Origin of the sequence: Paenibacillus sp. XY044, assembly GCF_002257645.1 — a bacterium.
Lineage (GTDB): Bacteria > Bacillota > Bacilli > Paenibacillales > Paenibacillaceae > Paenibacillus_AQ.
The window spans coordinates 721541-737284 of record NZ_NQMO01000001.1 but is presented as its reverse complement, the minus strand read 5'-3'; the positions used below and the strand labels follow the sequence as shown (position 1 = coordinate 737284).

The window sequence follows — 15744 nt, the reverse complement described above, 5'->3', positions numbered from 1 at the left end:
CGAGGAAGGTGATTATATATGTGGATTTACATCGTCGTGATCGGGATCGCCCTGCTGGCTGCTGTGGGGACATTCTGGGTCGGTTTTTCCGCGGAAAATAAAAAGCGCAACCCGGAATACGAGCATCGTACGAAGAAAAACCTGTCGAAATTGACTTCCATTTACGCGGTGACGATCGTCCTGGCGATTATCATCTGTGTTGCGGTGGTGTATTTAAGATAGCTAGCAGCTCTAACATGAAAAAAGAGAAGCATCGTTGCGATGCTTCTCTTTTGCGCTTGGAAGTCCGGGAAAATACGTCGCCCGGATCTTCCAGTATCGTCGTCCCTACCGGCTACTGTGCCGTCAGAATTTCCGGACCGTTAGCCGTAATCGCGATCGTGTGCTCATACTGCGCCGACAATCCGCCGTCCAGCGTTCTGGCGGTCCAGCCGTCGCTGTCCATCTTGCTCCGGTAGGTCCCGGTATTCAGCATCGGCTCAATCGTAATGACCATGCCTTCCTTCAGCCGCGGGCCCACATTCGCCGGTCCGTAGTGCGGAACCTGCGGCGCTTCGTGCATTTCCTCGCCGATGCCGTGGCCGATGAAATCGCGTACGACCGAAAAGCCTTCGCCTTCTGCATAAACCTGGATCTCATGCGAAATGTCGCCGATCCGGTTGCCGATCACCGCCTTCTCGATCCCCTTGTACAGAGAATCATGCGTCACGTCCAGCAGGCGCTGCGCCTGCTCGGAAATGTTCCCGACCGGATAGGACCACGCGGAGTCGGCCAGCCAGCCCTTCAGGTTGACCACCATATCCACGGTTATGATATCCCCGTCCTTCAGCGCCGTTTTACCCGGAAAGCCGTGGCAGATCACGTCGTTTAGCGAAGTGCAAGTCGCATAAGGAAAGCCGTTGTATCCTTTCTGCTCGGGCGTGGCCCCGTGCTTGCGGATAAATTGTTCTGCGAAACGGTCAATCTCTATGGTGGTGATGCCGGGAGCAATCATCTTGCGGATTTCGCGGTGGCAGGCGGCCAAAATTTCGCCCGCTTCTTTCATGTACTTGATCTGGTCTTTCGTCTTCAGAATTATCATCTTTTTATCTACCCTCATTCCTGTCTGTATCTTCTTATTATACCCAATATCGTCAATGTCCGAAATCTACCCGTATCATCTTATGCGGTATAAGGCGAAAAAGAGCTCCGGTCCTCCCATCGGAAGAACCGGAACTCCTGTGAATAGATTGTATCCATAAGCGGCCTTACGCCGTTTGCGGCTCTACCGGGGCTTCCTTCGTCTTGCGGCCCTTGACTAGGAAATAAACAAGGGTCAAGACAAGGAAAATCACAGCGTCGATGCCCAGGATGCCTGCCTGCTTCCATACGAGATCGAAATCGCCGCTTGCGATAATCGCCTTGTATCCGATCACGCTGTGGGACATCGGAAGCCAAGGATTCAGCGGTTTCAGCCAATCCGGAATGAGCTCCAGCGGGAACGTTCCGGCACTGGTAGCCAGCTGCAGAATCAGCAGGATAATGATCAGGAAGCGTCCCGGCATATCCAGCCAAGTGACGAATGCCTGAACGATAAACATAAACGTCAAGCTGGTAATAAAGGAGAAAAGGAAGAACAGCGGTATGCTTCGAACCTCCAGCCCCAGTCCGTACAAAATGATCGCTGCCGCAACCACGGACTGGAACAAGCTCATACCCGCAAAGGACAACGAGCGGCTGACAAAACGGCTGAAGCCGGATGCACCGGGAACCGTCGTTCCTTTGAGCGAAATGACAAGCGTCGAAATGAGCGCTCCAACGAACAGGCCGAGCGACATGAAGTACGGCGTCAGACCCGTGCCGTAGTTCGGTACCTTGCGATCGTCGATTTCCTTCGTATCGACCGGTGAAGCGAACATTTCAACCAAAGCGTCGGTCTTCTTCAACTCGGAGGTTTTGTCCGCCGCGTCCGTCAGCTTCGTCTGCAGCTCTTTCGAGCCGTCCTCCAGCTTGCTGATGCCGCTCTTCAGATCGCCTGCGCCGTTATTCAGCTGCTGCGAACCGTCCGCAAGCGTTCCGAGCCCGCTGGCGAGCTTGTTCACGCCGCCCTGCAGCTGGTTGGATCCCGCCAGGAGCTGCTGAGCGCCGCCCACCAGGCTCTGGCTGCCGCCGGCCGCTTCGGAGAGCTTCTGGCCGAACGTTTGCAGTCCGGCCGTAAGCTGCTGTTGGCCGGCATTCAGCTTGGATGCGCCGGCCACGAGCTGCTGCTGGCCCGCTACGAGCTGGCCGCTGCCTGCACTGAGCTGCTGCGTACCCACATGCAGCTGGGCGGCGCCGCTGGCCAGCTTCTTCTGGCCGTCGTGCAGCGAGTTCGCCCCGCTGAGCAGATGCTGCTGCCCCTGCACGAGCTGGGCGCTGCCGTCGGCTACAGCCTGGCTGGCGGCGATCAGCTTCTGCACCTCAGGATTAGCCGCGAGCTCAGGGCTCGCATTGGCCAACTGCTGCAGGCCATCGGCCACGCCTTTGGCACCGTCGGCGACCTTCTGGGTGCCAGTGGCGGAAGATTCAAGGCCGCTCGCCAGATCGGCGCTTCCTTTCTCCGACGCCTGCAGGCCGGATTCCAGTCCGGCTGCGCCCTCATCGGCGCTCTTTAGCCCGGCATCCAGGTCTTGGGCGCCTTTCAGCGAGGACTGCAGCCCTTGATACAGCTGCTCTCCGCCCTTTTGGGCCGATACAGCCCCTGCGGTCAGCTGACCCTGCGCGCTGCTCAGCTGGCTGAGTCCGCCGGCAAGCTGCTTCGCGCCGCCTTCCAGGTCACCGACGCCTTTGGTCAGGTCGCCGGCCCCTTTGGCCAGCGGAGCCATGCCGTCCTTCGCTTCCAGCGTGCCTGCGGCAAGCTTGCCGAGGTTTTCTTTCAGCTTGACGGCTCCTTCATCCAAATCATTGGTACCGTTGTGCAGCTTGCCCGCGCCATCACCGGCTTCGGCCAATCCGTCCGATACCTCCGTAAAATTGTCCAAAAGGCTGTCGGTATACGACTCCGTTACTTTCGCGGATACCTTGGATTTGATATCCTTCACTGCCGTATTGCCGATCTGGGAGGCGACGAAGTTGTAGTCTCCGTTCGGCTCGTATTCGATGCTGGCCGGCTGCGGATTTTCGTCCATCAGCGTCGTCGCTTTGCCGGAAAAATCCTCAGGAATCGTAATTTTCATATAATAGCGGTTATCCTTGATTCCCTGCTCGGCTTCCTTCTCGTTGACGAATTCCCAATCGAAATCTTTGCCTTTCTTCAGTTCGTCCACCAAGTCGTCTCCGATATGGAGCTGCTTGCCTTTGAACTCGGCGCCCTGATCCTTGTTGACCACCGCTACAGGCAGTTGGTCCAGATGACCGTAGGGGTCCCAAAAGGCAGCCAAATATACGCCGCTGTACAAAATCGGAATGAACATGACGGCAATGACCGGAATGAACACTTTCGGATTTTTCACGGCCGCCGCCAAATCTTTAAAAAATACGGCTATCGATTTCATGTTTCCGGGCTTCCCCCTTTACGTTATTTTGTATGACTCTGACACTCCCGAGTATCACTGACTGATTTCTTCAATTGGTCACTTTTGCGCATACGGAAACACTCCGGACAAAAGAACCCCACGAAGTGGGGCTATTTCACCGAGGTGTACTCGGGTAAGTCGCCGTGCCGCCTGACAATGGCCTCAGCGGTCCCTGCTCTAATAAAAGGATATAACGCATGCCCGGTTATTTTGCAGACAAGCCTTCTTCCAGGAACAGCCGGAAGTGCTGCCTGATTTCTTCCTTCGTTAAAGTTTCTTGATGCTGTTTGTTCCATTCGGACGTCAAGGCGACGTACATTTTCAGCATGAGAAAAGCGACGACGGACGGCTCGCATTCGCGGATTTCGTGCTGCTCCACCGCAAACCGGACTTCCTTTTCCATATAACCCAGGATAACACTCTCCACCCGGCTCATCGCCTCTTGGGATTGCGGAGTCCCGAAGTCTCTAACCTCCTGCGAGAGCTTAATTAACAGCTCATGCTCCCCCCGGAATTCCAGAAGGGAATCCAGAACCCGGAACAAGTTGTCGAAAAACGGCTTCCCGTGATCCACTTCCCGATCAATGATCGTTTTCATTTCGAATATCACACCATGCAGAATTTCGTCGAACAACTGCTCTTTCGTATCGAAAAACGTGTAAATCGTGCCTTTTCCCACATTAGCGATCTTCGCCACCTGCTCCATCGTCGTCGCCTTGTACCCAAACAAGGAAAAGGACTGGGCAGCCGCGCCCAGCACCTGTTTCTTCCGGTCGACCGTTCCTATGATGTTCTCCTCCCATCTAAACGCGTATCCGCAAAAAAATGACCAATTTTCAATTTCAGTCATAAGGTCATTTTTTACTTTACCACATTTAATGGAATATGCAAAGATAAAAGCTTGAAAATTTCACGATTGAATGAAAATTTCATATTTTGCCCGTTCGGTTTCCATGGAAAGCTGCTGATCCTGCACCTCCGCGTACTTCAAACCGTCGACGTAGATTTGATACGTGCTCTGCGGAAGCGGGATATCCCCCTGCTCGTTCACCACAGCTCCGCTGCCGTGCAAAATCAGGGAATCCCCCTCGGTATATTCGTCAATCGTCGGGGTACTCGGCTTGTATTCCACGTCCTCCAGCGTGATTCGCGTCTGGTCGGTATCCTCGAGTTCCTGTTTGCGGATCATGACGGTCTGCCGTTTATGCGCGTTCAGCCAGTCGGTTATGGATTTAAGCGATTCATTCATGAAAAGCCCTTCTTTCTGCGTAGTAGTCATTGTCTTTATTTCCGGGTGCGGCTCTTGTCAATGGAGCAGCCGCTGCCCGTCTATAAAGAGTCTAACCATTCCGCCGAAAGGCAAAACATCCCTTACGATTCGGCAATCGTAACCCTATATGATTGATTCACGGTGGTTTGAAATCCATAAACGCCGGGTTCGATCATCTCGGTCTGGATCCTTTCGGCTCCAGCGGATATTTGGATGGGCTGCTGTGAGCGCAGTCTGCAATAATTACCGTTCGACGAATAAATGCAGGCTGCGGCCAGCTTGCCTTCTTCCCATGCCAGGTCTACCGTGAATCCGCCCCTGGCGCGCAATCCCCGAATGCTTCCTTCGGCCCACTCCTTTGGCAGCGCCGGCAAAAGCCGCAGCTCCCCCGCTTGGCTCTGCAGCAGCAGCTCCGCGATTCCCGCGGTTGCCCCGAAATTCGCTTCTACCGTCAGCGGGTAGAACGAAAGCTTGGGATGGCGGTGGGCATTCAATAGGTTGGGGAAAGGATTTTCTAAGAGCTTGATTAAATAATGATGGGCCATATCCGCGTCACCAAGCCTCGCAAATTGGTTAATTCGCCAAGCAAAGCACCAGCCAATGGCATCCTCCTTTTCATGCTGCTGCCGCCGGTCCAACGAGACCCGGCAAGCTTCAGCCAAATCGGGCGTAATATAGGGATCAATTTGATCTCCGGGATGCAAGGCATATAAATGCACCGTATGTCGGTGTCCTGGTTCAGCCTCCTCGAAATCCTGAGACCACTCCTGAAGCTGTCCATAACGGCCAATCCGCAGCGGACGCAGCCGGTTTCGGGCTGCAAGAAGCTCGTGTCTGAACTCCGTATCGGTTTCAAGGATGGCTGACGCCTCCATGCAGTTGGTGAATAGCTCCCAAACGAGCGAATTGTCCAAGGTCGAAGCGATGCTGACTGCCGCCTTTTTTCCATCAGGTCCGATAAACGTATTCTCGGGCGATGTGGATGGATTCGTAACCAGATATCCTTCCGGGTCCTTCACCAGCCAATCCAACAGGAAGAGCGCCGCTTCCTTCATAATGGGATAAGCCTTTTCCCTCAGGAAAGCCACATCGCCTCCAAAACGGTAGTGCTCCCATAAGTGCTGACACAGCCATGGACCTGCCATCGGCCAGAAAGCCCAGCTGGCCGGACCTTTGGACGGACCGCCGGAAGGCGTCGACAGCCTCCACAGATCAACGGCATGGTGGCATGCCCAGCCGCTGGCGCCATAATGGATTTTTGCCGTTTCCCGTCCGGTTACGCGAAGATCCTCCAGCAAGTCGAAGAGAGGTGTGTGGCATTCCGCCAAATTACAGCTCTCGGCGAGCCAGTAATTCATCTGCAGGTTAATGTTTACTGTATAATTACCTGCCCACGGCGGCCGCGTCCGGTCGTTCCATATCCCTTGGAGGTTGGCAGGCTGCGTTCCCGGTCTCGAGCTGGAGATCAGCAGATAACGCCCAAACTGGAAAAACAGCACCGCTAACTGCGCATCCTCGCGTCCTTCGCGCAGCGCCTGGATCCGTTCATCGGTGGGAAGTTCCGTTAATCCGGGCGCGCCGAGCACCAGCTCCACCCGGTCGAACAACTCACCGTATTCGTTTTCATGGCGATGCAGCAGCTGTTGAAAGGAGTAAGCGGATGCCCTGTTCAGCCATTCCTCGCAGCGCAAGGTTGGGTTGCTCCCGTCCTGGAACGGATCCCGGTCGAAGCCGTTAAAGCTTGTTGCTGCCGCTAACAGAAAAGTCACTGCGTTCGCGCGCTCTACTTTCAAACCATGCTCGCCCTGTTCCAAGGAGCCCTGATCTGCCATGGCAATCAGCTGAATTTCAAACCTCATGCCTTTCCCTTCTTCATACACCACGGGATCCGCTGATCTGGCATGAAAAGGCTCTACATGACTCGGGCTGCGCCCTTGAAGAATAAGGCGATCGGGTGCATCCAGCTTGACCTTGTGCTCCAGCAGGCTGTCGAGTGATGCTTGTACGGATACTTTTCCTGGCTGGTCTGCCGATAGATGGATGACCATCACCTGATCCGCCGCCGAGACAAACACTTCACGGACATAACGAACGCCGTTCATGACAAAGGATGTGCGGCATACGGCCCGCTTCAGGTTCAGCTCCCGCCGATACTCCGTGACGTCGCCAGCGTTCTCCATTTGAAGATACAGGTCTCCCATCGCTTGATAGGACGCTGACCACGGACCAAGCATATGCTCTTCAATTAGCTCCTGCGCCTCGGCATAACTGCCTTCGAAGTTGAGCTGACGGACTTTTTCTAGATGGGATAAAGCTTCATGATTCGCAGGGTCATCAGGATGCCCCGACCAGAGCGTGTCTTCATTCAACTGAATACGCTCCTGCTCCGCGCCTCCGAACACCATTCCACCCAAACGGCCGTTACCTACGGGAAGGGCTTCTACCCATTCCTTGGCCGGCTTACGATACCACATCTTCATGCTGCGATCTTTCACCAATATGCTCCACTCCTTATTACGCATTATGGTATTTGCTTCAAGATATACACGGCATGGGCAGGCAGAATCATTTCGCCGGTGACCTGCCTCCCCGTTAGCACGTCAAGTCGTTGTTCTGGCCCCAAATGGATCGTCGACGATGTCTCGTTATGATTTAACAGAAATGTATAACGCTCACCATTCTTTACGCGAACGGCAGCCTCGACCCCCGGCGGCGTCTCTATAACGGGTAAAATGTTTTTTCTTTCGGACAATTGCCCGAAGAATGCCGCCAGGAAATCATCTTCAGGATCCGCTGCGATATACCAAGCTTCTCCACTGCCGAATACATTCCGCGTCAATGCCGGCATGCCTTGATAGAAATCACTTCCATACGTAGCGGCTATCTCCGCCGTTTCCGGGTGGAGCAGCTCGCACAGCATGCCGCAGGCATAGCTGCCTTCCAAGCCGGCAGCGTTTGCCTGCAGCTGCATGCTGTTGAACTGTCCCGGGAAAAGGGCGTCGATTTCCTCTACCCACACGCCGAGCAGTTTCCGCAGCTCGCCCGGATAACCGCCCAAGGTGACCAGATCGCTTTCATCGACGATGCCGCTAAAAAATGTAGTGACGAACGTTCCTCCGCTTGCCACGTAGTTTTCCAGCTTCTCGGCAACCCCTTCTTTCACCAAATATAAAACAGGCGCGATGACGATATCGTATTTGCCAAGATCCTCCTGGATTCCGATCATATCCACCGGGATATTGCGATGATAGAAGGCGTCATAGTACTTTTGAATTTGCGGCAAGTATTTCAATTGCTGACTGGGTCCGCTGGAATGCTCCAGCGCCCACCAATTATCCCAATCAAACAAAATGGCGACCCGCGATTCCGTCTCAGCCCCAAGCAGCGTGTCCCCCAGCAGCTTCAATTCCTTCCCCAGTTCCGCGCATTCACGAAATACGCGCGTATGCTCGTGGCCGGCATGATCGATGACCGCGCCATGAAACTTCTCAAAAGCTCCGCGGGAGCGCCTCAATTGGAAGAACATCACGCTTTCCGCCCCGCGGGCTACAGCCTGATAGCTCCATAAGCGCATCACGCCCGGCCGCTTCAACGGATTGACGGGTTTCCAATTGAGCTGACTTGGACTCTGCTCCATTAATAGATACGGCTGACCCTGCTTCAGCCCTCGCATCAGATCGTGGCGCATCGCAATTTGGCTCATCGGCATGTCATTGGAAGGGTAGCTGTCCAAGGCGATGACATCCAGCTCTTTGGCCAATTTGAAATAATCCAGCGGCTTATACGTGCCATTGCTCTGGAAATTGGTCGTAACTACGGCATCCGCGATAACCGCCTTGATTGCATCCCGTTCAAGCTTATAGCAGTCCAAAATGCTGCCCGAGTTAAACCGGTCGTAATCGAGCGATATGCCTTGAAATGCCGTTTGATCAAAGTTACTTCGATTCAAATGCTCGCTGAGCAGGTTAGGCAGCACAATTTCATCCCAGTCGTAGAACGTATGGCTCCAAAAGGAGGTATACCAAGCCCTGTTCAACTCCTCCAAGGTGCCGTACCGTGCTTTGAGCCATTCCCGAAAGGCGGACTCACAGTTGTCGCAATAACACCGCCAGCCGTACTCGTTATTCACATGCCACAGCAGCAGGGCGGGATGATCTTGATAGCGCTCCGCCAGCTTTGCGGCCATCGCCTGGGAATATTTCCGATAGGTAGGGCTGTTCGGGCATGAATTATGCCTGCGGCCGTATTTCATTTTCCTTCCGTCCGCGGTCACCGTCCGTACGTCGGGATATTGACGTGCCATCCATGCCGGATGGGCGGCCGTACCCGTAGCAAGGCAAGCGTACATCCCATTTGCATGAAGCAGATCCATGACGTCATCGAGCCAATCAAAGGAATACGTCGTTTCGTCCGGTTGATTCAGCGCCCATGAAAACACATTGACCGTGGCGATATCGATGCCTGCAAGTTTGAATAAGCGCATGTCCTCTTCCCATAGTTCTCTCGGCCATTGCTCCGGATTATAGTCCCCACCATACAAAATTTTCGGCCATGCTCGCGGCATGATGAACTCCCCCATTCCCTATGATTTTGCTCTATGATTTCATTTGCGCAAGATTACTCTGCCAAAGTTTGGTTTTCTCCGCCAGAATGTCTTCATAACCAGCCTTCATCACGTCAGCTTGCAATTTTTTATATACCGCTTCAAGCTCCACGTCACTTTTGGCAAATATCATTTTGGCGTTGGCTTCCTGCCAGATTTGCTTGATTTGCTGTTCTTTGATCCCGGCATCTGATTTCGGATCAAGTTTCATATTATTGAATTGATCGGTATTGAGCTTGGCAAATTTGGCGAAATACTCGCTGGCTGCCATACCCCAGTTTTGATGATCAGGATCTTGGGCATTCTTGAAGTGGGTAACTTTGTAATATAATGGAGTGCCCAGCGGGTTAAACAGCCCTATTTTCAAATTTGCTTTTTCTTCTGGCTTGATCGTTTTTGCCTTTTCATTGTCGATAGGCGCTCCATTCTCATCCACCTTATCGTACAGCAGTCCAGGGGGGCCGAACGCATTGATACGCTGCCCTTCTTCACTGGCCCACCAATCGTAGAACTGGAAGATTAGCCCCGGCTGCTTCGCTTTTTTGGTAATGACGATAACGTTCCAGCCTAATGTGCCATACGTATGCGGATTCACCGTTGTCGGATCAACCCCAGTCTTGTACAGGAACGGAATATAATCATAACCGGCTTCAGGGTTCTTGGCGCGCAGTATATCATTCGCCGTGTTCCCAAGTCCTGTAATATTAGAGATTGCTGTAACCGCGATGCGGCCGGAGTTCAGCTTTTCCTGCACCTGCTCCTGCTTTTACGTAAACATATCAGGTGACACTAAGCCTTCTCGGGTCAGTTTGCTCATATACTTAAACGCTTCCAAGTAGGCAGGATCATTAAATATCGGCTCTAACGTATGCGTTTCGGTATTCGGGAAGGTCGGGACGTCTCCAATATTCCAAATGGTTCGATTACCGCCGTTTCCGGCATAAATCAGTTTGTACAGCATATTAACCCCATTCATGGCAATGCCCGGCTCAAGCGGTACGACATTCGGAAATTTCTCCTTCACTTGTTTCAGGTAGCTGTATAATTCATCGAATGTTTTTAGCTCCGGTTTTCCAAGGTCGGCATATATTTCCCGATTGACGGTCCAACCCGTGTTTACGTTCTTATATTGATTTTGGGCGCTATCGAACCAGTTCGGAATGACATACATGTGACCGTCCTCCGCCTTCAGCATGTTAAACGTCTCTGGATCTATGAGCTTCTGAAGCACGGGATATTTCTTATAATAGTCGTCGAGCGGTACAAGCATCCCATTCTTCTGCATCGTTGTATAATCCGTCGAGCCCCGATCCAGCATGATGGCATCCGGAAGGTCGTTAGAAGCGACCATCGTGCCGAATTTCTGGCTTGCATTGCCGTTGGAACCGATTTCAACCATGTTTAATTTTTTATTCTCTTTCAGCCACTTCGTCGATACATCATTTCCATAACCGATAGGAGAGGCGAAGTCATAGTTGGAATAAAAGCTGAATTCAAGCGGTTGTTCTCCGAACACGGCAGTCTCTGCACTGGATTGATTGTCTCCGCTTGACTTGGTCGCCGATGAATCGCCGCCGCATGCAGACAGTGCCAGGCTTAACGCCGTCATGACTGAAATCACTGTGAAATGCTTTCTTCTTCCCCTCATGGATAATCCCCCATTCATCGTTTGTGATCGGCCTACTCTTTAAGTGATCCGACCATTACACCTTTCACAAAAAACTTTTGCACAAAAGGATATACCAGAATAATTGGCAGGCTTACGACCATCAGAGCTGTCATTTGCAGTGATTTCGGAGTAATTGTGCTTGAGATCATATCTCCCACGCCGCCGGCTGCACCAAGTTGGCTGATCATTTCCTGAGCCGAATTGGAGTTAATCATATTCATCAAATAGTTCTGTACCGGCAGCAGATTGGCATTGTTGATGTAAATACCGGACGAGAACCATTCATTCCAGAAGAACACCGCTTGGAACAGAGACAGTGTAGCGATGACAGGACCGGATAGACGAATGATGATGCGAAAAAATAGACCGTAATGATTACACCCGTCTAGCATCGCTGATTCCTCCAGTTCTTTCGGCAGCTCCTGGAAAAACGTGCGGAAGACAATCATATTCCATACGCTAATGGTCCATGGAACGAACAATACCCAGAAGTTGTTGAACAGCCCGAGCTCTCTGAGCCATAAATAGGTTGGAATGAGTCCACCGCTGAAATACATTGTAAATATCGCGATCACCATGTAATATTTTCGCCCGACGGTATCTTTCCGGGATAAACCATAGGCGAGCATGGCCGTAAAGAAAATAGAAGCAGCCGTCCCGCTAACGGTTCTTAACACGGAGATCCCTAATGCTTTAAAAAATCGCGTGTCGCTCAGGATCACCTTGTAATTATCGAAAGTCAACTGTCTGGGCCACAGCGTCAGACCGCCCAAGGATGTATCAATGCCGGAATTCAGTGAAATGACCAGCGCATTCCAAAATGGGTACAGGGATACCAGTGCTAGTATGATTAGCACGGTATAAACAAAGATTTGCAGAAACCGATCTTCGAGGCTGAGCTTCATGTTCCTACCTCCCGCGCGATAACTGGGTTACCACAGTGACGACCCTGATATTCTTCTTGCAATGGAGTTGGCACCCCACAGAAGCAGCACATTAATGATAGATTTAAACAATCCCGCAGCCGTAGCGAATGAATATCGCTGCTGATTGACGCCAAAATTGTAGACATAGGTATCAATGACTTCCGACACATCACGAAGAATGGTATTTTTCCCGCTGTTCGTGATGGCTAATATGTCTTCGAACCCTGCATTCAGCAAATTACCGATATGAAGGATGAGGAAGATCGTCACGACAGGCGCTATGCTTGGCAGCGTAACCAAAACCATTTGTTTGAATCTGCCCGCACCATCCATCGCGGCTGCTTCATATAGGTGCGGATTGATACCTGTGATGGCAGCCAGGTAGACAATGGAGCTGAAGCCAATCTCCTTCCATACCCCGGCGGAGATTAATATGGAATAAAAGTATTTCGGCAGCGACAGCCAATTCATCGGCTGCTCGATCAAGTTCAGCTTCTGAAGCGCTATATTGAGGCTGCCTCCATCAACCGCCAAGATCGAAAATAAGAGGCCTGATACGATAACCCAGGATATGAAATGCGGTAAGTACGTTAACGTCTGCACGATTCTCTTGAATGCGGCAAGCCGTATTTCATTGAGCATCAGCGCAAGAATAATCGGAGCCGGAAAGATGAAGATCAGCTTCAGCACCGCGATGACCAGCGTATTTTTCATAATCATGAAGAAGTCGGGAGATTCAAAAAACAATCTAAACTGTTTAAAGCCCACCCATGGACTGCCCGAGATCCCTTGGAAAATATCAAACTCTTTGAATGCGATCGTAATTCCATACATCGGGATGTAGCTGAATACAACAATGAAGAGAATTCCCGGCAGGATCATCGATTGCACTTGCCATTGGCCGGCAAGTCTGCGCAGTATTCCATTCGATCGCGTCTTCTTTGCGCTGGATGCAGTCCATTTCATAACAGATTTGTCATTCACATTGTTCACGACCTTTACTTGAAATGACCGGGCTAAAGCCTATTTCTTAGTAATGAATCACTTTCATGCTTACTTGTGAATGCATACGTGCCAGAGCCTGTATGAAAGACAGCGATCCCTTTCTCATAACGCATCAATTCCGGATCCCGCATCCCGGAAATCGGGAGATTATGCTCCGTAATGTGTTCTAAATCATCAGCCGGAATATAGATGTACGCTTCCGTGTTTACCGGGACATGAACTTGAACGGTTAAACGACCGTCCTCGCCCTTCGTCCATTGAACAACTGCCCGCCCGGATCGGAGGTCGCACCATGCCTCCGCCCAATCCACGCCGCCTACCACATTCGGCTGTACCGTTAAGACATAATGCCCCTGTTCCGGATCATACCTGTAATCCAATCCGCCCAGATGACTGTACAGCCATTCCTCCAAATGACCCAGCATGAAATGGTTCTGGGATTTGCCGACGGTCGGTCCGTCCCAGGCTTCCGTTAACGAAGTTGCTCCATGGGCAACCTGATATCCATAGCCTGGCGTTTCCGTATTTTGCGTCATGCGGAAAATGAGATCCGACCGGCCTGCTCGCGCTAAAGCCAGCAGTACGTACCGATGCCCTACGTCACCGGCGGTGGTTTGGTATCCGCGGCTGGCGATGCCGTCGATAAGCCGTTCCAGCACCTGTCCATGCTTTTCCTCAGGCGCAAGTCCAATGGCAAGGGCCATGGCCTGCGCCGCATCGCTGCCATTCGCGTACATTCCATTCTCGTAATTTAAGAACTCTTCATTAAAAGCGGTTTGGATCTGGCGGCTCCGCTCCCTATACATGCTGGAATCCTCAAGCTCACCAATGATGCCCGCTATGTTCTTCATCACGACGTTCAACCCGTAATAAATCGCCGTTTCGACGAGTGCCACCGGCGTATTTTGCGCGAAGCCGGGACCATTCGGCCCGATATCGTACCAATCCCCCAGCCCGTGCCGAAGAATACAGCCGTCTGCACGGCTTGCCAGGTAATCGGCATACCTCTTCATCCCCTCGTAATGCCGCTTTAGCACCCCGTCATTTCCGTAGCGCTGCAGCAGCTCCCATCCCGCCAAAATATACGCGCCGCCCCATGCGGCCGCATCGCGGAACATATCCCATGGTTTATCGAATACGACATACTCCGGAGCCGTCGTCGGGATCAGGCCATCCGGCTGCTGGGCATCCGCCATATCCTCCATCACCTTGCTCAGCAGCGCCTCAACGTCATAGTTGAACATCAGTGACGGACCCATCAGATGAATTTGTTCCAGCCAGCCGAGCTTCTCACGATGCGGGCAATCGGTGAACACGCTTTTCATGTTGCTCAGCATTGCCCAACCTATAATCTCATGAATGCGATTCAGCAGTTGATTCGAGCAGCGGAACCCGCCAGCACCCGAAACGTCGGGATATAGCATCTGCCCTTGCAAGCTGTGCAGTACAGGCATGGCTTCGCCGCTTGATGAGCTTTCCAGCGGTACAGCTCCTTCTACCTGTACATAGCGGAAGCCGTAATATGTGAATTGGGGCCGCCACGTTTCAAGCCCCTCCCCTTTTAACACGTAACGCAATTGGTAGGGTGAACCCGTCCAGCGCTGATCCGCCAAACCTTCTGCGGTTAACAGCTCGGCCGGAGTAAGGCTGATGGCCGCCCCAGCTGGGCCTGATACCGAAATTTCCGGCCAACCCGAGAAGTTCTGGCCGAGGTCCAGGACAAAAATTCCCGGCTTGGGTTCCGTCATGGCCACAACATCAAAACGTTTCATCACAGTGATTGCCGGCGCCGTCTGAGCCGACAGCATGCCTGTCGGTGCCTCGGCATCTGCGGCGGCAACCCATTCCCCGCCAGGCTGAAAATACGGGCGGTCCCAGCCGGGCTGCTCGCGTCTCGCGTCGTAATCCTCTCCCCCATAAATGCAGGAAAATAGCAGGGGGCTGCCGGATACGCTCCACGTTCCATCCGTGCAGATCGTTTCGCTGGTACCGTTCGAATAATCGATGATCAAGTTGACAAGGCATTTCGGAGTTCCGAACGAATCCTTAAATTTGGCATACCTGCCGCCGGTTACATGATAAAATCCGTTCCCCAGCAAGACGCCAACGGCATTCTCCCCCTGCTGCAGCTCATGGGTAATATCGTATACCGTATAAAGGACGGTTCTGTCATAGTCGGTCCAGCCTGGATCAAGCTCTCTTGCGCCGACTTTGTGGCCATTGAGCCGGAGTTCATAGTGTCCCAAGCCGCAAATATAGGCTCTGGCCTGGCGCACGGCGCCCCAAACGATGAATGAACGGCGGAATTGCGGCAGCGGACGCCCTATTTCTGCAGCTTGAGGATCACCAATCCACTTTCCCGGCCAATTTTCCGGCGACCGTAAACCCATTTCCCACCATGCAATGTCGCTGACGGCAGCAGTTCCTTGTTCATCCCACACCGTTACCCGCCAAAACAGCAGCTGTCTAGGCAGCAGAGCTACGCCGTTATAAAGAATGTCGGTATGCCTCCTGCTCGTCACCACGCCGCTGTCCCACATGTCGAAGCAGCCGTCCGCCAAACGCTTCTGGCTCGATGCAACGACGATCCTGTAGGCTTTCTGTCTCAGCGAACGCTGCTCCGATGCGCCATATGACCAGCTAAGGTGAGGTGTATCGGAATCGATTCCCAGCGGACAGGTTCGTCCTTCCGTCCACATGGCATCCACTGTGATTTGTGTCATCTCTTATAGTCCCCC

General features: G+C 52.6%; 12 protein-coding genes. 1 reads left to right on the top strand and 11 read right to left on the bottom strand.

The genetic code is table 11. The features are described 5' to 3' along the window. The first annotated feature begins 18 nt into the window (after positions 1-18). The gene (locus CJP46_RS03570) at positions 19-222 is read left to right on the top strand and encodes a hypothetical protein (protein ID WP_256992169.1); all 204 of its coding nucleotides are present in this window, start codon (positions 19-21) and stop codon (positions 220-222) included. A 112-nt stretch (positions 223-334) separates the two neighbouring features. On the opposite strand, the gene map is transcribed toward CJP46_RS03570, so the two are convergent. From map to CJP46_RS03515, 11 genes are all read right to left on the bottom strand, one after another. Next, complete coding sequence (gene map / locus CJP46_RS03565; protein WP_094594212.1) at positions 335-1081, bottom strand: type I methionyl aminopeptidase; 747 nt, start codon at positions 1079-1081, stop codon at positions 335-337. A 166-nt stretch (positions 1082-1247) separates the two neighbouring features. Continuing rightward, a complete protein-coding gene (locus tag CJP46_RS03560; protein WP_094594211.1) occupies positions 1248-3512 on the bottom strand; it encodes a YhgE/Pip domain-containing protein in 2265 nt (754 codons plus the stop codon). Between the two features lie 226 nt (positions 3513-3738). After that, positions 3739-4320: a TetR/AcrR family transcriptional regulator gene (locus tag CJP46_RS03555; protein ID WP_179281086.1), complete on the bottom strand. Its 582-nt coding sequence runs from the start codon at positions 4318-4320 to the stop codon at positions 3739-3741. A 123-nt stretch (positions 4321-4443) separates the two neighbouring features. Continuing rightward, positions 4444-4782: a protein YmzB gene (ymzB, locus tag CJP46_RS03550; protein WP_094594209.1), complete on the bottom strand. Its 339-nt coding sequence runs from the start codon at positions 4780-4782 to the stop codon at positions 4444-4446. A gap of 122 nt (positions 4783-4904) precedes the next feature. Continuing rightward, positions 4905-7298, bottom strand: coding sequence for a glycoside hydrolase family 95 protein (locus CJP46_RS03545; RefSeq protein WP_256992249.1), 2394 nt, complete (start codon positions 7296-7298; stop codon positions 4905-4907). A 26-nt stretch (positions 7299-7324) separates the two neighbouring features. Then, positions 7325-9367, bottom strand: a complete 2043-nt coding sequence (locus tag CJP46_RS03540; protein ID WP_094594208.1) for a beta-galactosidase — start codon at positions 9365-9367, stop codon at positions 7325-7327. Positions 9368-9398: 31 nt separating this feature from the next. Further along, positions 9399-10160, bottom strand: coding sequence for a type 2 periplasmic-binding domain-containing protein (locus CJP46_RS37365; protein WP_094594207.1), 762 nt, complete (start codon positions 10158-10160; stop codon positions 9399-9401). A 12-nt stretch (positions 10161-10172) separates the two neighbouring features. After that, positions 10173-11054, bottom strand: a complete 882-nt coding sequence (locus tag CJP46_RS37360; protein ID WP_179281016.1) for an extracellular solute-binding protein — start codon at positions 11052-11054, stop codon at positions 10173-10175. A gap of 32 nt (positions 11055-11086) precedes the next feature. Then, positions 11087-11980 (bottom strand): carbohydrate ABC transporter permease, encoded by an 894-nt coding sequence (locus CJP46_RS03525; RefSeq protein ID WP_094594205.1) that lies wholly within the window; start codon positions 11978-11980, stop codon positions 11087-11089. A 27-nt stretch (positions 11981-12007) separates the two neighbouring features. Continuing rightward, entirely contained in the window at positions 12008-12967 is a 960-nt protein-coding gene (locus CJP46_RS03520) for an ABC transporter permease (RefSeq protein WP_094594204.1), read from the bottom strand. 50 nt (positions 12968-13017) lie between these two features. After that, positions 13018-15729, bottom strand: a complete 2712-nt coding sequence (locus CJP46_RS03515) for an alpha-L-rhamnosidase (RefSeq protein WP_094594203.1) — start codon at positions 15727-15729, stop codon at positions 13018-13020. Between the last annotated feature and the right edge of the window lie 15 nt (positions 15730-15744).